Below are 24,752 nucleotides of genomic sequence, written 5' to 3' on the forward strand. Positions count from 1 at the left end.
AAATGCCATCAGTCGCATTTTACACCTTGGGATGCAAAGTTAACTTTTACGATACGGAAGCGATGTGGCAGCTGTTCAAAAACGCCGGCTATGAGCAGGTGGATTTTGAAGAGAAGACTGCTGACGTTTATATCATCAATACATGTACCGTTACGAATACAGGCGACAAGAAGAGCCGCCAGATTATTCGCCGCGCGGTGCGCCGCAACCCGGATGCCGTAATCGCAGTGACGGGCTGCTACGCGCAGACATCGCCAGCAGAGATTCTAGCCATTCCAGGCGTCGACCTTGTTGTAGGTACACAGGATCGCGAGAAACTGCTTGATTTTGTTGGTCAGATCCAATCGGATCGTACACCGGTTAATGCTGTTCGCAACATTATGAAGACGCGTGAGTTCGAAGAACTCGACGTGCCTGATTTTGCCGACCGTACGCGTGCTTTCTTGAAGATTCAAGAGGGCTGCAACAACTTCTGCACCTTCTGCATTATTCCATGGTCCCGCGGTTTGTCCCGCAGCCGTGATCCGAAGAGCGTTATCTCGCAGGCAGAGCAGCTTGTTGCGGCTGGTTACAAGGAAATCGTTCTGACGGGCATCCATACGGGCGGTTATGGCGACGACATGGAGAACTTTGATCTGGCCGATCTGATTATGGAGCTGGACAAAGTGGAAGGTCTGGAGCGTATCCGAATTAGTTCCATTGAAGCAAGCCAAATCGATGAGAAAATGATTGACGTGCTCAATCGTTCGAGTAAAATGTGCCGTCATTTGCATATCCCGCTGCAAGCGGGCGAAAACTCCGTATTAAAGCGGATGCGCCGCAAGTACACGACGGAAGAGTTCGCTGCTAAGATTAAGCGTCTGCATGAAGCACTGCCAGGCGTCGCCATTACGACGGACGTAATCGTTGGTTTCCCTGGCGAGACGGAGGAAATGTTCGAGGAAGGCTTCCGTTTCATGCAGGATATCGCTTTCTCCGAGATGCACGTATTCCCTTATTCGAAGCGTACAGGCACGCCTGCTGCCCGCATGGACGACCAAGTGGACGAGGAAGTGAAGAACGAACGCGTACACAAGCTGATCGAACTGTCGGAGAGCATGCAGCTTGATTATGCGAAGAAGTGGGTTGGCGAGGTTGTGGACGTTATTCCTGAACGAGACTACAAAGGTGCGCCAGGCACAGGTCTTGTGATGGGTTACTCGGATAACTACTTGCAAATCGTATTCGAAGGAACCGAAGCGCTCGTTGGTCAGCTGTGCCGCGTGAAGATCACGGAGGCAGGCGTGAACGAATGTCGCGGTCAACTCGTACGCGTATTGGATCAAGGCACATCGTCGGTTCGCCATGAAATGAGCGCACCTGCTCTGGAAGCGAAGGCGCTGTAAATCAATCGATAACCGTGAGAGGAGTGCCGAGCATGAAAGAAATATCGGCCGGAGGCGTCGTATTCCGTCGCACCGAGGACAATGTGCTGCAAATTCAGTTGATTCAGGATCGTTATGGCAAAGTGTCGCTTCCTAAGGGCAAGATGGAACCAGGCGAGACGGTCGAGGAGACGGCACTTCGTGAAATCGTTGAAGAGACGGGCATGATCGGTTCCATCATTTCACCCATCGATCAAATTAAATATCAATATAAACATGAGTCCAAAGGGATCGTGGACAAGGAAGTTCATTACTACCTTGTAGAAGCGATCGGGGGAACGCTGCAGCCGCAGGTGGAAGAAATCCGCGGCGTAGACTGGTTCTCACCTGAAGAGGCATGGCGCAAGCAGCGGACATCGGGTTACGACAACAATGATCGGATTGTTGCTGGCGCTCTGAGACTGCTTGGCTTGGAGGCAGAGAGTCATGCTTGAGTTGTGGTCACCTGAGAAAAGCATTGCAAGGTTCATCGACCATACGCTCCTTAAGCCAGGCGCGACGGCTGCTGACATCGATAAGTTGTGCGAAGAAGCGATGGAGCATCAGTTCTACAGCGTATGCGTGAACGGCTCTTGGGTATCGTATTGCACGGAGAAGCTGGCTGGAACGGATGTCGCTGTAAGCGCCGTCGTTGGATTCCCGCTTGGTGCGATGTCTACGAAGGTGAAAGTATTCGAAGCGGCTGAAGCGGTGGATGACGGCGCTGCCGAGATCGATATGGTACTGCCGATTGGTGCATTGCTCGAAGGCCGTTACGGAGTCGTAGCGAACGATATCGGTGCTGTCGTACGGGCTGTAGAAGGCAGCGCGATCGTGAAAGTCATATTTGAGACTGGCATGCTCTCCGATGAGCAGAAGTTCGAAGCGTGCCGGGTAGCAGAAGCAGCAGGCGCCCATTACGTGAAAACTTCAACTGGCTTCGGCGTGGGCAGCGCTACGGAAGAGGACATTCGTCTCATGCGCAAATCCGTATCGCCTGGTATCGGGGTTAAAGCTTCAGGCGGCATCCGCAGCCGTGAAACAGCGCTTATTATGCTGAATGCAGGTGCAACGCGTCTTGGTACGAGCGCAGGTGTTGCGATTGTTACTGAGGCTGCAGGAAACGTGAATTCCACACCGGCAGGTAACACAGCGGCAGGGCCAGAAGCGAGCACGCCATATTAAAGATCGTCTGAGCGTGGGCGATCTGAGCGGCGGGAGAGTCGCTGATTGCGCCTGCTGCAGCTGCTAACAGCGGGATGAACGGAAGGAACAGCAGCGCGCCTGCGGCGTTCAGGACGATATGAGCGACTGCGACGCCCCGGCCAGCATTCGTCGCGCTGATTGCGGCGAGTATCGCAGTGAAGCAGGTGCCGATATTGGCGCCTAGTACAATGGCGACGCTAACATCGATGGGCATAGCGCCTGTAGCGGCAAGTCCCATGACAAGGCCGATGACGGCAGCACTGCTATGTACCATTGCCGTTAGCAGCGTACCTGCTGCAAGGCCCCACAGCACGTTTCCTTGCGAGCGTTCAAGGAATGTTCCGAATAAGCGAGTAGCTTGAACAGCCGGCCCAATCGACTGCATCGTTGTAATGCCGATTAGGATAAGGGCAAAGCCTGCTGATGCAACGGCTATCAGACGAACGGGCTGCAAGAAAGGCAGTGCACGGCTCCATGCCAGTATACGCATCTCGCCTAGAACTGCGGTCAGCAGCCAAGCGACAGAAGCTGCAAGAAGCAGCGGCATGGCGACACGACCGAGCTGCAGCCCTATGAGCTCGGTTGTTATGCAGGTACCGATGTTCGTGCCAAGTACAATGCCAAGCGTACGTGAGAATGTTAATAGGCCCGTGTTGACGAGGCCGATTGATAGGACGGTAACGGCGGTGCTGCTCTGCAGCACCGCCGTTGTTGCAGTGCCCGTCAGCAGACCGTGTATGGGTGTAGCCGTGAAACGCCTTAGCACAGCAGCCAAGTAGGGTCCGGCCCAGCGGCTGAGCGCCAGCTCCATCAGCTTCATGCCGAACATGAATATCGCGAACCCGAGAATTAAAGGTATAATAATGGTATGCATCATAGCGATGGCTCCTTTCGATAAGGCATCAGTAGTACTGCATGGTGACTCCATGAAATCATACATACGACGATATGACGTACAAGCACTATTCGTATTTGTATGTGGCAGCGAGAGCTGCAATGACAAGCCTCTAGTTAAAGATTGGACAATATCATAAAGATTGCGGAAAGGATGGACGACTATGACGCGCGCGACCGTTATATTGAGCAAGAACCGGAAGAAAAGGATCGAGGAAGGTCATCCTTGGGTATACGCAAGCGAGATCAGCAAGATGGATGGCGAAGCACAACCAGGCGACATTGTGGATGTGCTCAACCACCAAGGCAAATATATTGCGAGCGGGTTCTGGAATCCTGCATCGCAAATTACGGTACGGATTGTCAGCTATCAAACGGGTATCGAGATGGGCACAGCGTTCTTCCGCGAACGTTTTCAGCGCAGCGCTGACCATCGCCGTCGTTTCGTAAGCGATGCCGATTGCCGGCTCGTATATGGAGAAGCTGATTATTTGCCAGGACTCGTGGTAGATCGTTTCGGCGGCGTGCTTGTCGTACAAATTCTAACGCTTGGCATGGATTTACGCCGAGATGCGATTGTACAAGCGCTTATCGAAGTGTTTGCGCCTCAGGGCATTTATGAGCGCAGCGATGTTGGCGTGCGTTCGTTAGAGGGTCTCGAGCAGCGGACAGGCGTTTTGTATGGCGATTGCCCACGCATCGTTGAAATTACGGAGAACGGCCTCAAGATCGAAGTCGATATTGTTGAGGGGCAGAAGACGGGTTATTTCTTCGACCAGCGGGAAAATCGGGCTTCTATCGCACCGCTTATGACGGGCTGGGGCGAGCGAAGCGGCATCCGACTGCAGGATGTGCCTGCGGAGGATGGAGCAGGCGTGAAGCGCGTTCCTGTTAACCCGAATGGCAAAGAAGTCACGTTCCCGTATTGGGATGGCGCTACAGTGCTTGAGTGCTTCGCTCACACAGGCAGCTTCACGTTGCATGCGTGCCAATATGGGGCGAAGAAAGTAACCTGCCTCGATATCTCGGAGCATGCGATTGACACCGCTCGTCGCAACGTTGCCCGCAACGGCTTCGAGGATCGGGTAGAATTCGTGGTAGCCGATGCGTTTGATTATTTGCGCCAGCAAGCAAGAGGAGTGGACGAGCGTACTGCTCGTGCAGTCGTTAACCGCGAGGACGGCGGCAAGGTTGACACCTCCAAGAAGCTGACTGCAGGCGGCGGTCGCACTTGGGACGTCGTTGTTCTTGACCCGCCAGCGTTCACGAAGACGCGTGGTGCAGTCGGCGGCGCAGTCCGCGGTTATAAGGACATTAACCTGCACGGCATGAAGTTGGTTAACGAAGGCGGCTATCTTGTAACGGCGAGCTGCTCTTACCACATGAAGCCAGAGTTGTTCCTCGATACGATTCAAGAGGCGGCAAGCGATGCAGGCAAGCTGCTTCGTCTCGTTGAATGGCGCGCTGCAGGCAAAGACCACCCGCAGCTTCTAGGTGTCAGCGAAGGACATTATCTCAAGTTTGCGATTTTCGAAGTGCGCAGTAAACGATAAGCGGTTCGCTATTTAAGTGAAAAACAACGGACTTTTTGGAGATTCCATAGGTCCGTTGTTTTTGTTTTTATGAGCATTCTGTCGAAGAAGGGTGAAATTTGATATTCATTACATGTTTTACAGACGATGTGATTGGTTAATTAGGTTTGTGCATATGTTCGATTCCTTGAAGAGCTGGCCTGAGACGGGCGAGAACGATTAAACCAAAAGAAGGATGAGGAAATGATATGGCTAAAAATAACGGTGAGCTTAAGCGAGCCAGGAAGAAAAAGAAGAGTTGGCGCCCGCTTCTGCTAGTGATCGGCATCATCCTGGTGCTCGCAGCAGGTTCGGGACTTCTTTTTAAGAAACAGCTCGCATTGTTCGCTTTTCATACTTTTTTCGAGAACGGCATTAAAACTACACTTGAAGATTCCTATGTCCCATTAGAAGGCGATGAACAGTCGGATACAGCGGAAGCTGATGATCCCGATAAGCCGTTCTCCTTGGTGCTCATTGGCACGGACCAGAGGGCGGATGAACCGGCTCGTTCCGACACCCTTATTTACTCGGTTGTGCGGCCTAAAGATAATCGAATGCTGCTCCTGTCCATTCCAAGGGACAGCTATGCAACGATCGTTGGCTACAAAGGCGATGCGAAAAGTAAAATCAATTCGGCGTATGCGCATGGCGGCGTAAGCATGACGATCAATACCGTCGAGAAGCTGCTTGACCAGCCTATTCAATACTATGCAACGGTTAACTTTAAAGGCCTTATCAATATCGTAGATACATTAGGCGGCGTTAAGCTTCCCATCACTAAGGATATTGTGAATAAACAAAAGGATCATGAGAAGTTCACGATCGAGGCGAACAAGCCGATATATAACGGCCAGGAAGCATTGAACTATGTGCGGTATCGCGAAGACTCCGACTTTAATCGGACGGCAAGGCAGCGGGAGTTTATTGGCCAGCTGTTCAGTCGGATCAAAACATTTAACAACGTGACCAAGATCGATGATGTCATTCGGATTGGCGGAAACAATCTGCAAACGAATATGAAGCCAGACAAAATTATTGATCTGGCGGAATCGACGTTTAAATTCTCACCGCAAATCACGAGTTATATGCTGAAAGGCAAAGACTCCATGAAGAATGGCGTCTATTATTACATCCTTGATGAAGATGATGTTAAGTTTGCGAATGAAGTTATCGGCAAATGGCTGAATCCTGATACGAATGTAATGGATCTCAGAATTGAAGACTCGAGTAATTAAAATAAAAGACATTCATCCCTCGTCGTTGAGGGGCGAATGTCTTTTTGTATTGAGGGGCCTAGAGAAGCTCTTTGGCTAGCAGCCGCAGCTGCTTCAATCGGATCTCCTGGGTTGGAGCCGAAGCGGAGATCATCACCTCATCGAAACCGAACGCTTGTTGGTCCGCGCGCAGTTGATCGGCGATTTCTGAAGCGGTACCGACCAGATGCAGCTTTCGTTCGCGGTTGGATTCGATAAGCGCACGGTCCGATGCGGTCAGTGGGTATTCGAGCGCTTCATCTGGTGTAAGCGGCTGCTGGATGCGGCCTTTCATCAGGAAGAGGCGGCTTAGATCGCCGGGCAGCGCAATGTATTCAGCTTCTTCCTTGGTTTCGGCGACGGACACGGAGTACGTCACGTTAATGACGGGCTTCTCCATGAAAGCCGAAGGGACGAAGTTATATTTGTATGCATCGAAGATAGCCTTGGACATTTCCCCGTTGAAAAATTGTGCGAACGAATAGCCAACGCCTAGTCGGCCTGTTCGAATCGCGCTGTTACCTGTTGAACCGAGCAGCCACGCCTCGGGCAGCTGGATCTCGGCAGGTGTCGCTACGATCTCATCATGCAGCGAGTCAGAGAGCGACTGTTCGCTGATGAGGTCCAAGGTAGTCTGGATTTTATCATAAAGGTCCGTTGGCATATATGGACGGCCTTCTGCCAGCGCTTGAGTGGAACGATGATCGCCGCCTGGCGCACGTCCCACGCCAAAATCAATACGGCCTGGCGCAAGGGCGCTCAACGTTTTGAAAATTTCAGCCATCTTGAGCGGCGAGTAGTGCATCGCCATAATGCCGCCAGTGCCTACGCGAATGCGGTTCGTCTTCGCGGCAAGGAATGAAGCAGTAATCTCAGGCGCGCTGCTCGCCAACGTGCGTAAATTATGATGCTCAGCCATCCACATGCGGTGGTAGCCCAGTTCTTCCGCAAGCTTCGCTGTTTCAACCGCGTTCTGCAGCGCACCCGTCGCCGTATTGCCTTTGGCAATCGGCGCTTGGTCCAAGATGCCTATTCTCATGACGTATCAGTCCTTTCTACTAAGCTTCATTGTACTGGAGCCGCTCAAGCCTTTCAACTGTTGTAAATATTGCACAGAATATATTTTTCATCTGACTGAGTATCGTTTATAGTCTTTTTCTATTACGAGATAGGAATTCGATATAATTTTTATATAACTAGGTGTGATAAGATCACAGCAAATCATGTTCAGATGGAGGGGAAAGCATGAGAATCGCAGTTTCGGCTGGAGGTTTGATTGTTAGGGATAACAAAGTGCTGCTCGTAAAAGTTACGTATGGTGCGAATAAGGGATTGCGGATGCTGCCAGGCGGATTTGTTGAAGAAGGGGAATCCTTCGAAGAAGCGGCTGTCAGAGAAGTGAAGGAGGAAACAGGGATCCACGCAGTCCCGAAACGTCTCATCGGCGTCAGAACCGGCTTGAAAGAACAGCCTAACGGTTCTGAGCATGGCATTTATTTCATCTTCGAGATGGAAGCCATCTCAGGAGATCTCGCCGCAGACGGCGCAGAAATCTCAGAAGTGAAATACGTCCCCATCGCCGACGTATTAGCAGATCCTCAAATTGTAGGCTTAACCCAAGAAATCGTCCGCTCCTACCAACATGCAAACGCATCCTCCGGACTAACTCGCTCAACCGCCGACATCCAAACCAATAATCATTATCTCAAGTACAACGTCTACTCCCTATCAGAGTAATATGCTCTTAAACGACGGTGTTATCATCCCCTAGCACCGTCTGTTCTCATTCTCGACGCATTCACCACCGCACAATAAATCAAACTTTCCACCACAACAGCCGCACACCACAGGGAACCATATTAAACTCAATAGAGCCTAGCCACAACAGCCTCTCCCCATACGAAACTATACGTTTATACACGCTCATTGGTATTACGGTTGTCACAGTGCTTATAACGCCGAAAATCGCCACTTCTCAAACGTAACGGTTCCCACAGTGGCTAATAGTTTCCGAGAGCCGCATTTCCACACAAATCCGAGCCAATAAGCCCAGCTACAACCTTTACAGTGGAAAAAGGTCCTATAGGGGCCAAATAAGCCCGATGTCGGCCGTTAAGGATTGCCTATATCGACTCACTCACCAGCCGAGCAGCGGCTTAATCATCGCCCAAGAAACGGCGGTGCTAATATCTAAAAGCACCGCCGTTAAGTTTATTTAATAATCTCGATCCCCCGGCTCCAACTGGCGGATCATGCACGTCGCAATTATCTTTTAAACGCATTGATTTGCGTCCGCAAAGCGGAGGGGTCAGGGTCATGCTGTAGAAGCAAGCATATGCTTCCGAAGTAGCTTTTCTCCGAAAAGCTTTAAGCGTTCGCCTTTGTCACTCGGATTGTTACAAATTCTGAATTTATATAATCAGAACAATCCGAGGACAACAGCGATCGTAAGCATGACCCTGACTCGCAGCGGATTCCGGCGCAAAAATTATTGTAATCATCTAAGTATTAAAACCATCATTGATGATACTGCCCAATCGCTCGTCTTTTCCCAGAATGTACGTTCGACTTCCCTGTGAAATCTATGTCGCAATATGCTAGAATAGAAGTCACTTCATGCGTCGCCAAGAGCGTGAAAATGATCGGGAAAAGGTGGATCGAGATGGCGCTGCGATTTGTGTTAGGCCGCTCCGGGGCGGGGAAAACCCGGTACTGCATTGACGAAATTCGCGCCAAGTTGCGGACGGAGCCCGATGGTCCGCCGCTTATTATGCTGGTGCCGGAACAGGCAACCTTCCAGACCGAATACGAGATGCTGCGCGAGAGCACGCGTCCAGGCACGATCCGTGCCCAGGCGCTGAGCTTCCGCCGTCTTGCGTTTCGCGTTATGCAAGAAACGGGCGGAACAGCGCTTGTGCCGATTGATGAGAACGGCAAAAACATGCTGCTCTACAAGCTGATGCATCGTTTGTCGCCGGACTTGAAGCTGTTTCAAGGAGCAGGCTCGCAGCCTGGCTTCATTGAGCGTCTCGGCGAGCTGCTGACGGAATGGAAGCGGTATGGAGTAGACGACGGACAGCTGGCAGATGTGACGAATACTCACCCCGCTGCAGATGCAGCAGCTTCACCGTTACTAGCGAACAAAATGCATGATTTGAAGCTGCTCTACCAATCGCTTGAGCTGGAAACCGCACATTTATATGCAGATGCTGAAGATTATTTGACGTACCTCGCACGAGGGTTCGCGCTTAGTTCTGCTGTAGCAGGCGCTGAGATATGGATCGACGGCTTCCATGGCTTCACGCCGAAGGAGTACGAAGCGCTTGCTGCGATTATTGGCGCATCATCTAACGTAACAATCGCACTAACGCTTGACCGTCCCTATGAGGCGGGAGAACAGCCGCATGAGCTCGAACTGTTCCATCCAACGGCCGAGACGTTTATTAAGCTGCGTGAGATTGCGGAATTAAACGGTGTGCAGATCCTCGACACGATCACATTGAGCAGCGCTGCGCTGCCGCGTTTCGAAGGACGAGCAGCGCTTGCGCATGCGGAGCGAAGTTACGCTGCCCGCAGACCAATGCCATCGTCCATCAGTACGGAAGCGATGTTCGACCCTGAACAGCCTGCGGGTGAAGTATCGCTTCATGCAGCGCCTAATAGGCGGACAGAAGCGGAAGCCGCCGTACGCGATATGGTCCGCCGTGCGCGCGAAGAGGGCATGCGCTGGCGCGATATGGCGATCATGGTGCGCAACGCAACCGATTATACGGACTATCTCACCGAGCTGATGCATGATCATGGCATTCCTTATTTCCTTGACCAGAAGCGTACTGCTTCGCATCATCCGCTTGTCGAGTTTATTCGTTCGGCGATGGAGACGGTGCTGCATGGCTGGAGCTATGACGCGGTATGCCGCTGCATGAAGACAGAGCTGTTGTTTCCGGATAGCAGTGAGTCGAGATTAACCCGTGAGTCATTTGACCTTCTCGAAAATTACGCCCTCGCCGCCGGCATCGACGGCTGGCGCTGGTGCGATAAGAAAAGCTGGAGACCGCTCGTCCGCGAATCGCTCGACAACGAAGAGGCGGCGGAAGCGAGCAAGAGTGAGCTTGCTCGCTTCCAAGTCGTGCTGGAGGCGCGCGAAGCGATTGTCGCGCCGCTCCAGCGTTTCGGCGACGCGCTCCGCAGCGCGAAGGATGTCCGGTCCATGTGCATGGCATTGTACCGGCTGCTCGAACGCGCGGACGCTGCCGACAGACTCGAGCGCTGGAGCCGTGCGGACGCTGAAGCGGGCCGCGTAAGGCAGTCGCGTTCCCATCGCCAGCTGTGGGATGGCGTCATGTCGCTGCTCGACCAGCTCGTCGAGATGACAGGGGACGAGCAGCTGACGCCAGAGCTATTCGCAGGTATGGTCGAGACCGGCCTCGACAGTCTGAAGCTCGCCTCTGTTCCTCCATCGCTTGATCAAGTGCTGATCGGCAGCGTGGATCGGACACGTTCGGGCGAGGTGAAAATATGCTATGTGCTGGGAGCGAACGACGGCGTGCTGCCGATGCGGATGCAGGAGGACGGCATCCTGACCGAGCAGGAACGCGACACGCTAGCGGACAAAGGGCTGCCGTTAGCGCCAAGTGTTCGGCGTCGTCTGCTTGACGAACGCTTCATGATCTACAACGCGATTGCTGCGCCAAGCCGCCATCTGTGGATAAGCTATGCGATGGCGGATGAAGAAGGCAAGAGCCTTCATCCTTCCGAACTGATTCGGCATCTGCGCGTGATGTTCCCGCTGCTTCAAGAAAGGACGCTCAGCAGCGAACCAACAACGGAGATGAGCAGGGACGAGCAGCTATCGTTCATTGTTCGCCCTGCAGCCGTGCTGCCTTACTTGAATGCACAGCTGCGTGCATGGCAGCAAGGCGCTGAATTGGATGCGATCTGGTGGGATATTTTCAACTGGTTAGCGATCCGTCCGGACTGGCAGGAGCCGCTGCGTCAGCGGATTGCTGCGCTTGGCTATACGAATGATGTTCAACCGCTGGATCCCGAGACGGCGCGTCAGCTTTATGGAGAGCGTCTACGAGCAAGCGTTTCTCGTATGGAACGGTTTGTGTCTTGTCCGTTTCAGCATTTTGCCGTATATGGGCTGCGTCTGGAGGAGCGTCCAATCTATCGGTTGGAGGCGCCGGATATTGGGCAGTTGTTCCATGCTGCGCTTAGTCGGATTGCTGATCGCTTCGGCAAACGCTGGGGTGCGGTTACGGAGCAGCAAGCGGTTGATGTCGTCGCAGAAACGGTGGAGGCGATTGCGCCGCGGCTGCAATCGGAAATACTGCTAAGCAGCGGACGACATCGCTATATGCTCGTTAAGCTGAAGGCGATCATTACGCAGGCTGCTATGATGCTTGCCGATCATGCGCGCCGCGCAGAGTTTCATCCGGTTGGTCTTGAAGTTGATTTTGGACCGGAAGGCCATTTGCCTCCGCTAATCATTCCAACGCCGGAAGGCGGCGAAGTAGAGCTGGTCGGGCGAATCGACCGCGTCGATGCGGCAGAGACGGATGAAGGTCTGCTGCTGCGCGTTATGGACTATAAGTCCAGCTCGACCAGCTTACGGATGGAAGAAGTCGCATTTGGCTTGTCGCTTCAGATGCTCGCTTACCTCGACGTGCTGTTGACGCATGGAGCGGAATGGCTCGGTCAAGAAGTAAAGCCAGCTGGTGTGCTCTATTTCCATGTGCATAATCCGCTGCTTAGCTCATCGGGCGGCATGGATCGCGAGGAAGCACGCAAGCAGCGGCTGAAGAAGTTTAAGCCTAAAGGGCTGCTAGTTGCCGACGAACGTGTAGTCCGCCTTATGGATGGCGAGCTCGATTCCGGACATTCCGAGGTGCTGCCGCTTGCGATTAAGAAAGACGGCTCCTTCTACAGCACATCCTCGGTATTAGCCGAGGAAGGCTGGGAGTCGCTTCGCGTCTCGGTGCGGCAAGCGATCGGTCGTATCGGCGGAGCGATCGGCTGCGGCGCGGTCTCGATATCGCCATACCGGATGGGCGGCAAATCGCCATGTACGTTCTGTTCGTACAAGCCCGTGTGCCAATTCGATCCGCTGTATGAGGGGAATGAATACGCGAAGCTGCCGAAGCTGGGTCGGGACGATGTATGGTCCGTGCTTCGGTCTCAGGGAGCAGGGGACGGCGAGCCGAACGTGCATGTTCGCGAAACAGCGGCAGCGGCCGAGGCATTCATGACGAGGGGGAACGGGAATGATCGGCGTAACGTTTAGTCCGAAGCCGGAAGGCGCCGCATGGACGGATGATCAGTGGCGTGCAGTATCGGCAGAAGGAAGCAATATTCTAGTTGCAGCGGCTGCCGGCTCCGGCAAGACAGCTGTATTGGTCGAGCGGATTATTCGCAAAATCTCGAACGATACCGACGTCGACCGTCTGCTCGTTGCAACATTCACGAAGGCAGCGGCCTCCGAGATGAAGGAACGCGTCCGCATCGCACTTGAAGGGGCGCTAGAACGCAATCCAGAGTCGGAGCACCTGCGCCGACAGCTTGCGCTTATCAATCGTTCATCCATCACGACGCTGCACTCGTTCTGTCTGGATGTCATCCGCAGCTACTACCCGTTGATTGGTCTTGATCCGGGGTTTCGGATGGCAGGCGAGACGGAGAGCGAGCTGCTGCGCATCGATGCGCTCGACGCGCTGTTCGAGCACAAATATACCGGCGAGGACGCTGACAGCGGCGTATTCATGATGCTGGCCGACCGATATGGCGGAGAGCGTGGTGACGAGCCGCTGTATCGCCTCGTACAGAAGCTGTATGATTTCTCGAGAAGCAATCCTTGGCCGGATCATTGGCTGCGCGAGACAGCGGCTAGATTTCGTGCAGCGGAGGCTTCGTCGTTAGGCAGTTCAGAATGGGTTGAAGCCGCGAAGGCCGATGTTCATCTTTCCTTAATCGGAGCGGTTGGTCTGCTGGAGCAGGCGCTTGAGCTGACGAAACGGCCTGCTGGTCCGGCTCCTTATGCCGAGACGCTGTCTGACGATTTGAATATGGTGTCGAACTTACTCGGCTTAACATCGGTTGAGCCTTGGGAGGCGTGGGCAGAAACGTTTGCGGCTATATCCTTCGGCAAGCTGAAGAGTATGCGCGGCGATGAATATGACAAGGTGCTGCAGCAGCGCGTCAAAGATCTTCGGGATAAAGTAAAAGACTTGCTGTCGGGTGTAGTTGACCGCTGGTTCCGCCGTACACCGGAGCAGTATCTGGAAGAACTTGCGGAGCTCACGCCGATGATGGAGACGTTGTCTGAGCTTGTTATCGACTTCGGTCAACGGTACGAGGCGCTGAAACGGGATAAAGGGCTGCTCGACTTCAGCGATTTGGAGCACGGCTGTTTATCGATTCTGCGCGATGCAAAGTCAACGCCGGAGAAGGAAATCCCTTCCGTGGCAGCGCGGGAATACCAAGAACGTTTTGTCGAGATTTTGCTTGATGAATATCAGGATACGAATACGGTGCAGGAAGCGATCGTATCGCTCATCGCCCGTGCAGACAATCGTTTCATGGTTGGCGACGTGAAACAGAGCATCTATCGCTTCCGACTTGCAGAGCCGAATCTCTTCCTGCACAAATATAAAACCTATACGCCTGCCGATCTCGTAGATAAGCTGCATGTCCCAAGTGCAAGCGACGCTGCGGATCATGAAGAGCAGGGGGTACGCATCGATCTAGCCCGCAACTTCCGAAGCCGCAGCGAGGTCGTCGACGGCGTCAACGGCATCTTCCGCGCAGTCATGCGCGAGAGCGTCGGAGAACTGGAGTACGATGAGCGGGCGGAGCTGGTATGCGGCGCATCGTACCCGCCTCCAGATATTCCAGGGCGCTGCGCAGCCGAGCTCGTGTTAGTCGATCGGAACGGGGCAGCGACGCAGAGCGAGCCCGAGGTATCGGAGGATTTCGATGCCGATTCCGCCGAGTCCGAAGAAGGAACGCCGCAAGCGGATGCAGCTGATCTGCAGACGGCGCAGCTGGAAGCGCGCGTAATTGCCCGCCGCATTATCGATCTGATGTCGGAAGGCCATCCGGTATGGGATGGCAAGCAGAAGCGATATCGGCCGCTCCAGATGCGCGATATCGTCATCCTGCTGCGCGCAACTGCCAGCTGGGCCCCGATTCTGATCGAAGAGCTGCAGACGTTCGGAATACCGGCGTATGCGGAGCTTGGAACGGGGTATTTTGACGCGACGGAAGTGGAAGTGATGATGTCGCTGCTGCGCGTCATCGACAACCCGTATCAGGACATTCCGCTCGCAGGCGTTCTGCGATCGCCAATCTTCGGCTTAACCGCTGAAGATCTTGCGAAGGTTCGAATCGATGCAGGGAGAGGCAGTTTCTACGATGCGGTGCGCCGTGCCTCTGCGCAAGCGTCCGTTCGCGAGGATATTCGACTTAAGCTGGACCGCTTCCTAAGCCGACTAGAACAATGGCGGGAAACGGCACGGCAAGGCTCCGTGACGGAGATGTTGGCCGCCTTGTACCGCGAGACCGGCTACTATGACTTCGTCGGCGGCCTGCCAGGCGGCCTGCAGCGCCAGGCGAATCTGCGAGCCTTGCTCGACCGGGCGCGCCAATACGAATCGACCTCGTTCCGAGGACTGTTCCGTTTCCTCCGATTTATCGAGCGGATGCGCGATACGGGCGGGGACTTGGGTACGGCGCGCGCGCTGGGTGAGCAAGAAGATGTCGTCCGCATCATGTCGATTCATAAGAGTAAAGGTCTCGAGTTTCCGGTTGTGTTCGTGGCTGGACTCGGCAAAATGTTCAACATGCAGGACTTAAACGCACCATTCCTGCTCCACAAGGAACTTGGCTACGGGCCGAAGTTCGTTGATGCCGAGCTGCGCGTCAGTTATCCGACGCTCCCTTGCCTTGCTATCGGACGCAAGCTGCGAATGGAAATGCTTGCGGAGGAAATGCGTATTCTGTACGTTGCGCTCACGCGGCCGAAGGAGAAAATGATTCTGGTCGGCACATTGAAAGATGCTGTAGCGAAGCTGGAGGAATGGGCCGGGGCTGTAGATAGTGAAAACCGGTTGTCCGATGATCGTCTGGCAGCTGCGCGTTCTTATATCGACTGGATAGGGCCGCTTGCCGCTGGAAGTAACATGATCTCCACATCAGTAGCCACGCCGGCGGGCATGCCGGACGAGGCGCACGCTGTTATTGCAGCTGATCAAGCGGCGGCCGATATCGCTTCACTTGACGGCCGTACACCAGCCGATCGTCTGCCGCTGGAGGGCTGGCGGTTCGCGGTTATGCCAGCGTCGCTGTTCGCAGAGGAATCAGCCATCGTTATCGAGGCTGATGAAGAACAGGAACGGGACAAGCGCGAACGGATGCAGGCGATTAGCGAGCTTGCGATTATGGAATCTTCTGATGCAGCCGAAGAAGTGGACCGGCTGTTGTCGTGGTCATACCGTTATTCATCTGCAGCAGCCGTACCGGCCAAAACCTCTGTAACGGAGATGAAACGTCTGCATGCCGAGCGTGAGGAAGAAGCTGCGCTGCTGACCCAACTTCAATCAACAGATGATAAACCAAGCGCAGCTTATACATTCCGCCTGCGCAGACCTCGCTTCATGGAGGAGAATGCTCTTACGGCAGCAGAACGCGGAACCGCAAGCCATCTGCTGATGCAGCATGTCCCATTGGACAAGCCTGTCACGCTGCAAGTGCTGCAAACATTGGTCGATGATCTGATTGCACGGCAGATTATGACAGTGAAGCAGGCTGAGGTTATTTCGTTAGAACCTGTTGTAGAGCTATTCACAGGCACGCTCGGCCAGCGCATCTTGATGGCGGACTGGGTAAAGCGGGAAGTGCCATTCAGCTGCACGTTCCCGGCGGCTCGCGTCTATGGCGCTCAAGCGGAAGGCTCTGAAGAGGAGCCGATTCTTATTCAGGGTGTCGTAGACTGCTTGTTCCGTGACCAAGATGGCATCGTACTGCTGGACTACAAGACGGATCAGGTTTATTTGCAGCAATGGGAGCAAGCAGCCGAGAAGCATCGCTTCCAGTTGGAGCTTTATGCAGAAGCGCTGGAATTGTCGCTAGGCATGCCTATCCAGGAGAGCTATGTGCACTTCCTGAGCGGAGGCGTTACGGTTCGGTTGCGATAACGATAAGCGATACGAATACGACGAATCGAACATGGAATTTGACGGAGGGTTTATCAGTGGAAAAGGAAACGCCGAAGAAACGTTCATACACAGTGCCGATCCTGCTCGTCTTGCTGACGTTCAGCCTGATCGGCAACGTATTTTTTTACTCCCAGGATCTGCAGAACGGACAAGACACGAAGCAGAGAGACGGTCAGTCCATCATCAACCATGGATTAGCCGCGAAGGCGCACGTTGATGCCGCTCTGGACGCATTGAATGGCCTGGCGTCATCAACGTCTGCCGACCGCGCTGCGAAGCTGTATGACCTCGGTCAAGCGTCTGCTAGCCAGGTGGATCTAGCGTTCTTCATTGACGATGCTCGCCGCCATACCTTATCGCCACCGATTAAGGATGAACAGAGCGAGAAGGCGCTGCAAGCGTTGAACAGCCAATTTGCTGCTATCGGCACGATTACTGGTGAACTGACGGCAGAAGACAAACAGTCGATTCAGTCGATGCAGGCGCTTTACTCCAAGCTGAAGAAACAATTAGCATCGTTCAAGCTCGAGAGCGGAGACAAGTTGGTCGAAATGTCGGTGCTGACAGGCGGCAACTGGGTCGATACTGGCCTGGCCCTTGAGCAAGCGGTTGTCGAGGCGCAGACAGGTACATCCTCAAACGGATAAGTACAAAGCGAAAAAGGGCGCACCAAACGCCATTCAGTAGCCAAATGCCTATTGCTGCATACATTGTAGGAGACAGGAGGGTGAACTGACATGGAGCTTGGTAAATTGGGTCAAAAGCAGGCGACTGCCAAAACGGAAGCTGCGAAGCAAGAAACGTCAGCGAAACAGGAGACGGCTGCGAAGCCGAGTGCTGCTGCAAAGCCTGGAGCCGTGGTGAAACAGCCGACTGGCATTAAACAGCTGACAGCGCCAGTACCGCAGGTAACGGCACCGGCGGCAGGCGACAAAACCGAGATGAAGCATTGGTGCAAGCAGCGTATGAATCGTTATGTACTGGCACGGACATATAACGGCTGGTGCGTTGACGGAATCGTCGAGCATATCGATGATCAATTTGTATGCTTGGCGGTGCCATGCGGCGTTGTATACGTGGATGCGCGCGGGTTTTCGCCATTCGGCGGACCGTTTGGCGGACCGATCGGCGCACCATTTTATCCATACCCGTATTATCCGCGCCGCCGCTTTATCCGGCAGACGTTGCCGCTGGCCGCGCTGGTCGGGCTGTCGCTGCTGCCATTCTATTGAGTACAACATCGGACGGCATGGCGCCTTGGATGCATCCTTCCAGGCAAGGACCAGTGCATCTGGCGCCGAACGTTTGCATGCGATTGGACGAGCGGTCCCGAATTCGATATGATGGATTTATTGTACATACAGAGGTTATTCAAACGTAGTTATAGCCGCGAGGGCAGGAGAGGGTGTAGAAGATGAGTTGTATTTTTTGCAAAATTGTAAATGGTGAGCTTCCGTCCCGCAAAGCATATGAAAGTGACAATGTTCTAGCCTTTCATGACATTACGCCGCAAGCGCCTGTGCACGTCATCATCGTTCCGAAGAAGCATATCGATACGATGAATGAGGTGGAGACAGGTAAGGACGACGCAGTCGTTGCCGAGCTGTTCCAGGCCGCTCGTCAGATCGCGCGGGAGCTTGGCATCGCAGAATCGGGTTATCGCCTAGTCAACAATTGCAATGAGGATAGCGGCATGGAAGTGAGTCACTTGCATATCCATATACTGGGCGGACGAAAATTGGGTACAATTGTTTCGCGCCTAGAAAGTTGACACTGCCTTTCCTTATCCTCTATAATGAAATTTGATTACGGTGAAATGCTCTGGACGGTCTGTTTCGGAGGGAGGGAAAACTGGTGTCTGAAACGAAAGTTCGCAAAAACGAGACTATCGATGCTGCACTCCGCCGCTTCAAGCGCTCCATCGCAAAGGACGGCGTTCTTGCTGAGGTTAAGAAGCGCAAGCATTACGAGAAGCCAAGCGTGAAACGCAAGAAGAAGTCCGAGGCTGCGCGGAAAAGAAAGTTTTAGGAGGATCATGTCCCAATGAACCTTAGCGAAAGATTGAACGACGATATGAAGCAAGCGATGAAAAATCAGGACAAGTTTAGACTTACTACGATTCGCATGATTCGTGCGTCCATCAAGAACGCGGAAATTGATTTGCGTCGTTCCTTGGAGGATAGCGAAGTGCTTGATATACTGAGTCGTGAAATCAAACAACGTAAAGATTCCCTCCAAGAATTTAATAAAGCCGGCCGCGATGACCTTGCCAAAGATGTTGCCGCAGAGATCGATATTATTGGTGTATACCTTCCCGAGCAGCTGACAGAAGAAGAAATCAAGTCAATTGTACTGCAGACCATCCAGGAAACCGGTGCTTCTTCGAAAGCCGAGATGGGAAAAATCATGACCGCTCTTATGCCTAAGGTTAAAGGGCGCGCTGATGGTAAACTGGTAAACACGATTGTGCAACAATCCTTGCAATAAATTCATACGGACCTAAACACTCCCTCGTAAGAGGGGGTGTTTTTTCTGTATAATAGAGGAAGCTCGAAAAGGTACCTATGCATTAGTGCATACAGCATCTGACAAATAAACGCAACCTAAGGCCTATTTGTGCGTATGCATTTGTAAACGCAAAGAAGGGGGAGGCATCGTCACTTGTATGTTCGAAACCTAAGAGCAAGAAGCAATCCGCTTCTGCGCTGTGCTGTTTGGATGCTGCTTGTCATCGTTATGCTCCCGTGGTTCGCTCACGCGACGGCTTCGGCTGCGAGCGCAGACGAGCAAGTGAAGTCTTCATCCGCCGCTGGCGGAGCGGTGTATATCGTGCACGCGAAGCAGACCGTTGAGGCGGGATTAGAGTCATTCCTAGAACGCGCCTATAGGGAAGCTGATGAGGCGCATGCAGAACGCATTGTGCTTGTCCTTAACACATTCGGCGGGCGGGTCGATAGTGCCATGGACATTGGTGAACTGATCCGTACGAGCAAGGTTCCAACGACTATTTTCGTTGAAGGGAAGGCTGTATCGGCTGGCACGTACATTGCGCTCAATGCCGAGCAGATTGTGATGCAGCCCGGCAGCACGATTGGTGCTGCAGCTGTCGTTAATGGCTCTGGCGAACTTATCGATAATCCGAAGACCATTTCCTTCTGGACAGGTGAAATGGTGGAGGCGGCGCGACTGCACGGTCGAAATCCAGATTATGCAGCCGCGATGACGGATGTGAATGCCGCGATTGATCTAAAGGAAATTGGGCGTAAGAAAGCAAGCGGCGATATTCTGACGCTGACTACAACCGAAGCAGAGAAGGCGGGTTATGCCGATCATGTAGCAGCTAATGTTCAAGAAACGATTAAGTGGCTCGGCCTCGAAGGACGCACCCAGATTGAAGTTACAACGACATGGGCTGAGAATCTTGCGGCATGGCTCACTTCACCGATTATTGTAACGCTGCTGCTTATACTTGGTATTGCCGGCATCGCGATTGAGATGATGATTCCGGGCTTTGGCATTCCGGGTATAGTCGGGCTTGTATCGTTCGTGTTGTTCTTCTTCGGTCATTATGTAGCAGGGTTTGCAGGGCAGGAGTCCATCCTTCTGTTCGTTCTAGGCCTTGCGCTGCTCGTTTCTGAGCTGTTTATTCCTAGCTTTGGTATTCTGGGCATCCTCGGAGCAATCTCGCTCATATCGGGGGTTGTGACAGCCTCGCATGATGCGCTCACGGCGCTGTATGCGCTGCTCATCGCATTGGTCGTAGCGGCAATCATCGTGTATGTCATGGCGAAGAAATTTGGCCATCGCGGCATTTGGAACAAATTCATTCTTCGCGATAAACTAACTACCGAACAAGGATATGTATCTGCTCCGTCACGCGAATCGCTAATTGGACGAACAGGTGTTACATTGTCACCGCTTCGTCCAGCCGGTACAGTCGATATCGACGGTGAACGACTCGATGTTGTAACCGATGGCCGATTTATTGGAGCAGGCGTACCTGTCGTTGTCGTGACGGCAGAAGGTGCGCGCATCGTCGTCAAGGAAGTTCGCTCAACCAATAACGAATAGGGAGTTGTATGCATGGATCCTCAAATCGTCACATTGCTTATCATTGCTGTTGTAGTAATCTTTTTGATCATTTTCCTCAGCTTCTTCCCGATCATGTTGTGGATATCCGCATTTGCGTCGGGCGTACGTATCAGCATTATTACGCTCGTTGCGATGCGTCTGCGCCGCGTAGTGCCAAGTCGCATTGTTAATCCGCTTATTAAAGCGACGAAGGCGGGGCTAGGTCTTAACATTAACCAACTGGAGAGTCACTTCCTTGCAGGCGGTAACGTTGACCGCGTCGTTAATGCATTGATCGCAGCTGAGCGCGCTAACATTCACCTGGTGTTCGAGCGTGCTGCCGCAATCGACCTTGCGGGCCGTGACGTACTTCAAGCTGTGCAAATGAGCGTTAACCCACGTGTTATTGAAACGCCTACCGTTGCTGCTGTAGCGAAAGACGGTATCGAAGTGAAGGTTAAGGCACGCGTTACGGTACGCGCCAATATTGAACGTCTCGTTGGTGGTGCGGGCGAAGAAACGATCATCGCACGTGTTGGCGAAGGTATCGTAACGACGGTAGGTTCCTCCAACTCGCATAAGGATGTCCTCGAGAATCCGGATATGATTTCGCGTACGGTGCTTGGCAAAGGACTTGATGCGGGCACAGCTTTCGAAATTCTCTCGATCGATATTGCGGACGTAGACGTAGGCAAGAATATCGGTGCTCATCTCCAGACCGAGCAAGCTGAAGCTGACAAACGCATTGCGCAAGCGAAAGCGGAAGAACGTCGTGCGATGGCTGTTGCACAAGAGCAGGAGATGAAAGCGAAAGTTGTCGAGATGCGCGCTCGCGTTGTCGAATCGGAATCGCAAGTGCCGCTTGCGATGGCGGATGCATTGAAGAGCGGCAAGATCGGTGTTATGGACTACATGAACTTGAAGAACATTGAAGCAGATACGCAAATGCGCAGCTCGATCGGCAAGCCAGATGCGTCCAACGCTCCATCCGATGATCATAAGGCGTAACTCCTATGGAGAAGCTGATCGAGTTTTTAATTAAAAATATTTACATCGTCATCGTAGTAGGCGGCTTCCTTTTATCTGCGATTAGCAAGATGAAAGGCAACAATAACAGACAGCCCCGTCAGATGCCTCCGTTCGGAAGCGGAGAACGCCCTTCGGTTCCTTCGCCTGTCTATAGTGCGCCTGAGAACCAGCCGTCTGCAGGACGGAGGGTTTGGGAGGATGACGAGGAGGAAGAAGAAGAAGGAGAGTACTCGCCGTATGCGGCAAGTTCCCCTTCTCCTGCACCGGTCGAGCAGCGCCCGATGAGTCCTGTTGTTCAGACCGTGACGCCTGCACCGCGGCGGCAGCCGATGATTGCTGCAGCCGATAAACCTTCAATCGAGGCATCCGATAGCTCTGATAACACGTCTCCAGAGCTGTCAGCAGCCACGCTGAGGCAGGCAATCATATGGTCGGAGGTGTTAGGGCCTCCCCGCGCCAAACGTCCATATCGCAGCAAATAACGCATCTAATTCGAAGCACCGGCCGCCAGCTATCTGGCGCCGGTGTTTTTTTTGTTCCTAAAAACGCTTCTTCATCATGGATGTTAGCTTCATAAAAGGGGATAGGGCCGCATAGGTTGGTAAAGTACGGGAGGAGGGAGCTGATACCGCTATGCGTCGAATGAACCGCAGATTACAGAAGTGGACGGCGAACCTGTTGGAGCTTCCTCAGGATGTTGTATATGACCTTCCGCGTGTGACGATGATCGGCGACCGGCAGCTCTATATTGAGAACCATCGCGGCGTGCTTCACTTCTCCAGCGACCGGCTGCGTCTTGCGCTCAGCAAGGGCGAGCTAGAGGTGACCGGCGAAGACCTGGTCATTCGGACGATTTGGACAGAGGAAGTGTTCGTTGAAGGCGTCATTAAGCATATTGAAGTGCGTTGAGAGGAGCGACCGGTATGAAGGGGACATGGCTGCACTGGATGAAGGGCATCGTCACGGTGCGAGCGAGAGGCGGCGAGCTTGAATCGTTCGTCAACCAGGCGCTTCAAGGGGGCCTTACATTATGGTCCATTAGGCGGACAAGCGAGGGACAATTGGAATTTGAGACGACGGTGGGACATTTTTTCCGTCTTCGTCCCTACTTAAAGCGGACAAGCTGCCGCGTTCATGTCACAGGCCGAAACGGGATGCCGTTCTGGATATTGAAGGTGCGGCGCCGCGTGTTTTTCGGTGTCGGACTTTTGTTGTTTTTTGTCGGACTATATTTGCTGTCCTCTCTTGTATGGAACGTTCAAATCTCTGGCAATATTCGAATTTCGGACGAGCAGATTCTGAAGGCGGCGGAAGCGGAGGGCGTCCATCAGCTGCAGTGGTCATTCAAGCTGCAGGATCCAGCTGTTTTATCCAAAAAGATCGCCGCGCGTCTGCCGGACGCTTCTTGGGTCGGAGTGGAGAAGAAAGGGACGTCCATCGTTATTAATATCGTAGAATCGACCAAGCCTAATGAGGGGCCGCTGCTAAGTCCTAGACATCTTATCGCGACTGACGATGCGGTCATCACCGATATACAGGCCGATACAGGCAGACCGGTTGTTAAACGCAATATGCGTGTCAAGAAGGGCGATATCCTCATTTCGGGCTCGTTGGGCGACGAGACGAACATTCAGACCGTTATAGCCAAAGGGAAAGTGCGCGGCATTGTATGGCATGAGTACGACGTCGTTTCCCCATTAACAGAAAAGGTTAAAGTATATACAGGACTGTCTACAACGAAGTGGCATGTTGTTGCAGGAGGACGAGCGCTGCAGGTCAGCGGATTCGGTAAAACTCCTTATACAGATTACGAAGTGGTGCAAAGGGAGGAGCAGTTGTCCTGGCATGGGATTAAGCTCCCATTCGGCCGAATGAAGGAGTCGGTACTAGAGGTCCGCGTGGATGAACGGAAGTTGACGGAGGAAGAAGCCGTAACGAAGGGAATACAGCAGGCCAAAGCCGATTTGATGACGAAAGCTGGGGCAGATGCGGTTATTGTGGCGGAAAAACTTTTGCATGAAAAGACGGACAATGGTAAAGTTTATTTGAAAGTGCTTTTGGAAGTCGAACAATCTATTGTGACCGAAATGCCAATCGTGAGTACGCAAGGAGAATGAGTCTATTTGCACAATGAGACGAAATCGGTAAAATTGACGCTGCGGAACGCAGCGGAAGGTCTTGCAGTATTTGGTCCTCAGGACCGATATTTGCGGCTGATCGAAGAACAAATGAGCGCTTCGATTCAATCGCGCGAAGCTGAGATTGTCATTCACGGCGACGCAGAAGAGGTTGAATCGCTGGAGCAGCTATTCAGTGTATTGCTGCAATTGATTCGTGGCGGATTCACGCCGACGGAGCGGGATGTGACCTATGCGCTGGAGCTTGCACGTTCGCTGCAGGCCGATCAACTGCTTGATTTGCTGACATATACGATTACAACGACGTATAAAGGCAAGCCAATTCGTGTGAAGACGATCGGACAACGTCACTACATTCAGACGATCAAGAAGAAAGATATCGTATTCGGCATAGGACCTGCCGGCACCGGCAAAACGTATCTTGCAGTCGTGCTTGCAGTCGCGGCGCTGAAGGAAGGCGCTGTCAAACGTATTATGCTGACGCGTCCTGCGGTTGAAGCCGGTGAGAATCTAGGCTTCCTGCCAGGTGACCTGCAAGAAAAGGTTGATCCTTACCTGAGACCTCTATATGATGCACTGCATGATGTGCTTGGCCTTGAGCAGACGACCAAGCTGTTCGAACGCGGCATGATCGAAGTGGCACCGCTTGCTTACATGCGGGGACGGACGCTTGATGATTCGTTTATTATTCTCGATGAAGCGCAGAATACGACACCTGAGCAAATGAAAATGTTTCTAACGCGTCTTGGGTTCGGCTCGAAGATGGTCATTACAGGTGACGTTACACAAATTGACTTGCCAAGGGGCAAGAAGAGTGGTCTCATTGAGGCGTCTCGCATTCTCCAAGGCATTGATGAAATCGGATTTATTACCTTCTCGGAGCAGGATGTCGTACGTCATACCTTGGTACAGAAAATTATTACGGCTTACAACCACGACGCGGAAAACCAAGCATAGAGAGGATTGTACG

General features: G+C 53.0%; 21 protein-coding genes. 19 read left to right on the forward strand and 2 right to left on the reverse strand.

The window, feature by feature from the left end:
* Positions 1-2: 2 nt before the first annotated feature.
* From mtaB to deoC, 3 genes are read left to right on the forward strand one after another with little or no spacing between them, the layout of a single operon-like run.
* Complete coding sequence (mtaB, locus tag H8B09_RS04180) at positions 3-1,385, forward strand: tRNA (N(6)-L-threonylcarbamoyladenosine(37)-C(2))-methylthiotransferase MtaB (protein ID WP_191202192.1); 1,383 nt, start codon at positions 3-5, stop codon at positions 1,383-1,385.
* Positions 1,386-1,417: 32 nt separating this feature from the next.
* A complete protein-coding gene (locus H8B09_RS04185; RefSeq protein ID WP_191202193.1) occupies positions 1,418-1,858 on the forward strand; it encodes an NUDIX hydrolase in 441 nt (146 codons plus the stop codon).
* Positions 1,851-2,588 (forward strand): deoxyribose-phosphate aldolase, encoded by a 738-nt coding sequence (deoC, locus tag H8B09_RS04190; RefSeq protein ID WP_191202194.1) that lies wholly within the window; start codon positions 1,851-1,853, stop codon positions 2,586-2,588. The genes H8B09_RS04185 and deoC overlap by 8 nt, the downstream gene beginning before the upstream one ends.
* Here the strand turns inward: deoC and H8B09_RS04195 are convergent.
* Positions 2,509-3,486 carry a Na/Pi cotransporter family protein gene (locus H8B09_RS04195; protein ID WP_191202195.1) on the reverse strand — a complete coding sequence of 326 codons (978 nt, stop codon included), beginning with the start codon at positions 3,484-3,486 and terminating at the stop codon, positions 2,509-2,511. The genes deoC and H8B09_RS04195 overlap by 80 nt on opposite strands.
* Before the next feature lie 181 nt (positions 3,487-3,667).
* On the opposite strand from H8B09_RS04195, the gene H8B09_RS04200 reads away from it, so the two are divergent.
* Both H8B09_RS04200 and H8B09_RS04205 read left to right on the forward strand, forming a co-directional pair.
* Positions 3,668-5,056: a class I SAM-dependent rRNA methyltransferase gene (locus H8B09_RS04200; protein WP_191202196.1), complete on the forward strand. Its 1,389-nt coding sequence runs from the start codon at positions 3,668-3,670 to the stop codon at positions 5,054-5,056.
* Between the two features lie 227 nt (positions 5,057-5,283).
* Complete coding sequence (locus H8B09_RS04205; RefSeq protein WP_191202197.1) at positions 5,284-6,312, forward strand: LCP family protein; 1,029 nt, start codon at positions 5,284-5,286, stop codon at positions 6,310-6,312.
* A 58-nt stretch (positions 6,313-6,370) separates the two neighbouring features.
* On the opposite strand, the gene H8B09_RS04210 is transcribed toward H8B09_RS04205, so the two are convergent.
* A complete protein-coding gene (locus H8B09_RS04210; protein WP_191202198.1) occupies positions 6,371-7,369 on the reverse strand; it encodes an LLM class flavin-dependent oxidoreductase in 999 nt (332 codons plus the stop codon).
* A gap of 206 nt (positions 7,370-7,575) precedes the next feature.
* Between H8B09_RS04210 and H8B09_RS04215 the strand changes: the two genes are divergently transcribed.
* From H8B09_RS04215 to H8B09_RS04280, 14 genes are all read left to right on the forward strand, one after another.
* A complete protein-coding gene (locus H8B09_RS04215; protein ID WP_191202199.1) occupies positions 7,576-8,067 on the forward strand; it encodes an NUDIX domain-containing protein in 492 nt (163 codons plus the stop codon).
* Positions 8,068-8,992: 925 nt separating this feature from the next.
* Positions 8,993-12,616 (forward strand): helicase-exonuclease AddAB subunit AddB, encoded by a 3,624-nt coding sequence (gene addB / locus H8B09_RS04220; RefSeq protein ID WP_191202200.1) that lies wholly within the window; start codon positions 8,993-8,995, stop codon positions 12,614-12,616.
* Positions 12,597-16,523 (forward strand): helicase-exonuclease AddAB subunit AddA, encoded by a 3,927-nt coding sequence (gene addA / locus H8B09_RS04225; RefSeq protein ID WP_191202201.1) that lies wholly within the window; start codon positions 12,597-12,599, stop codon positions 16,521-16,523. Before addB ends, addA begins: the two co-directional genes overlap by 20 nt.
* 56 nt (positions 16,524-16,579) lie before the next feature.
* Entirely contained in the window at positions 16,580-17,191 is a 612-nt protein-coding gene (locus tag H8B09_RS04230; protein ID WP_191202202.1) for a hypothetical protein, read from the forward strand.
* A 90-nt stretch (positions 17,192-17,281) separates the two neighbouring features.
* Positions 17,282-17,776: a hypothetical protein gene (locus H8B09_RS30335; RefSeq protein WP_224753241.1), complete on the forward strand. Its 495-nt coding sequence runs from the start codon at positions 17,282-17,284 to the stop codon at positions 17,774-17,776.
* A 182-nt stretch (positions 17,777-17,958) separates the two neighbouring features.
* Positions 17,959-18,315: a histidine triad nucleotide-binding protein gene (locus H8B09_RS04240; RefSeq protein ID WP_191202203.1), complete on the forward strand. Its 357-nt coding sequence runs from the start codon at positions 17,959-17,961 to the stop codon at positions 18,313-18,315.
* 83 nt (positions 18,316-18,398) lie between these two features.
* Positions 18,399-18,572 carry a 30S ribosomal protein S21 gene (gene rpsU, locus H8B09_RS04245; RefSeq protein ID WP_005547957.1) on the forward strand — a complete coding sequence of 58 codons (174 nt, stop codon included), beginning with the start codon at positions 18,399-18,401 and terminating at the stop codon, positions 18,570-18,572.
* A 15-nt stretch (positions 18,573-18,587) separates the two neighbouring features.
* Positions 18,588-19,031, forward strand: coding sequence for a GatB/YqeY domain-containing protein (locus H8B09_RS04250; RefSeq protein ID WP_191202204.1), 444 nt, complete (start codon positions 18,588-18,590; stop codon positions 19,029-19,031).
* 174 nt (positions 19,032-19,205) lie between these two features.
* The gene (locus tag H8B09_RS04255) at positions 19,206-20,615 is read left to right on the forward strand and encodes an NfeD family protein (protein ID WP_224753242.1); all 1,410 of its coding nucleotides are present in this window, start codon (positions 19,206-19,208) and stop codon (positions 20,613-20,615) included.
* Between the two features lie 12 nt (positions 20,616-20,627).
* Complete coding sequence (gene floA / locus H8B09_RS04260) at positions 20,628-21,623, forward strand: flotillin-like protein FloA (RefSeq protein WP_191202205.1); 996 nt, start codon at positions 20,628-20,630, stop codon at positions 21,621-21,623.
* A 5-nt stretch (positions 21,624-21,628) separates the two neighbouring features.
* Entirely contained in the window at positions 21,629-22,126 is a 498-nt protein-coding gene (locus tag H8B09_RS04265; RefSeq protein ID WP_191202206.1) for a YqfB family membrane protein, read from the forward strand.
* 151 nt (positions 22,127-22,277) lie between these two features.
* The gene (gene yqfC / locus H8B09_RS04270) at positions 22,278-22,553 is read left to right on the forward strand and encodes a sporulation protein YqfC (protein ID WP_191202207.1); all 276 of its coding nucleotides are present in this window, start codon (positions 22,278-22,280) and stop codon (positions 22,551-22,553) included.
* Between the two features lie 14 nt (positions 22,554-22,567).
* On the forward strand, positions 22,568-23,761 hold the full coding sequence (yqfD, locus tag H8B09_RS04275; RefSeq protein ID WP_191202208.1) for a sporulation protein YqfD: 1,194 nt from the start codon (positions 22,568-22,570) through the stop codon (positions 23,759-23,761).
* A gap of 6 nt (positions 23,762-23,767) precedes the next feature.
* The gene (locus tag H8B09_RS04280; protein WP_191202209.1) at positions 23,768-24,739 is read left to right on the forward strand and encodes a PhoH family protein; all 972 of its coding nucleotides are present in this window, start codon (positions 23,768-23,770) and stop codon (positions 24,737-24,739) included.
* The last annotated feature ends 13 nt before the right edge of the window (positions 24,740-24,752 follow it).

Origin of the sequence: Paenibacillus terricola, from assembly GCF_014779765.1 — a bacterium.
In the GTDB taxonomy this organism is placed as follows: Bacteria; Bacillota; Bacilli; order Paenibacillales; family Paenibacillaceae; genus Paenibacillus_T; species Paenibacillus_T terricola.

Bases quoted from the DNA above. Each gene is read 5' to 3' on its own strand.
- H8B09_RS04210 (WP_191202198.1), bottom strand. From the start codon at position 7,369: ATGAGAATAGGCATCTTGGACCAAGCGCCGATTGCCAAAGGCAATACG.
- mtaB (WP_191202192.1), top strand. From the start codon at position 3: ATGCCATCAGTCGCATTTTACACCTTGGGATGCAAAGTTAACTTTTAC.
- deoC (WP_191202194.1), top strand. From the start codon at position 1,851: ATGCTTGAGTTGTGGTCACCTGAGAAAAGCATTGCAAGGTTCATCGAC.
- yqfC (WP_191202207.1), top strand. From the start codon at position 22,278: ATGCGTCGAATGAACCGCAGATTACAGAAGTGGACGGCGAACCTGTTG.
- floA (WP_191202205.1), top strand. From the start codon at position 20,628: ATGGATCCTCAAATCGTCACATTGCTTATCATTGCTGTTGTAGTAATC.
- H8B09_RS04240 (WP_191202203.1), top strand. From the start codon at position 17,959: ATGAGTTGTATTTTTTGCAAAATTGTAAATGGTGAGCTTCCGTCCCGC.
- addB (WP_191202200.1), top strand. From the start codon at position 8,993: ATGGCGCTGCGATTTGTGTTAGGCCGCTCCGGGGCGGGGAAAACCCGG.
- addA (WP_191202201.1), top strand. From the start codon at position 12,597: ATGATCGGCGTAACGTTTAGTCCGAAGCCGGAAGGCGCCGCATGGACG.
- H8B09_RS04205 (WP_191202197.1), top strand. From the start codon at position 5,284: ATGGCTAAAAATAACGGTGAGCTTAAGCGAGCCAGGAAGAAAAAGAAG.
- yqfD (WP_191202208.1), top strand. From the start codon at position 22,568: ATGAAGGGGACATGGCTGCACTGGATGAAGGGCATCGTCACGGTGCGA.
- H8B09_RS04200 (WP_191202196.1), top strand. From the start codon at position 3,668: ATGACGCGCGCGACCGTTATATTGAGCAAGAACCGGAAGAAAAGGATC.
- H8B09_RS04250 (WP_191202204.1), top strand. From the start codon at position 18,588: ATGAACCTTAGCGAAAGATTGAACGACGATATGAAGCAAGCGATGAAA.
- H8B09_RS30335 (WP_224753241.1), top strand. From the start codon at position 17,282: ATGGAGCTTGGTAAATTGGGTCAAAAGCAGGCGACTGCCAAAACGGAA.
- H8B09_RS04185 (WP_191202193.1), top strand. From the start codon at position 1,418: ATGAAAGAAATATCGGCCGGAGGCGTCGTATTCCGTCGCACCGAGGAC.
- H8B09_RS04195 (WP_191202195.1), bottom strand. From the start codon at position 3,486: ATGATGCATACCATTATTATACCTTTAATTCTCGGGTTCGCGATATTC.
- H8B09_RS04265 (WP_191202206.1), top strand. From the start codon at position 21,629: ATGGAGAAGCTGATCGAGTTTTTAATTAAAAATATTTACATCGTCATC.
- H8B09_RS04215 (WP_191202199.1), top strand. From the start codon at position 7,576: ATGAGAATCGCAGTTTCGGCTGGAGGTTTGATTGTTAGGGATAACAAA.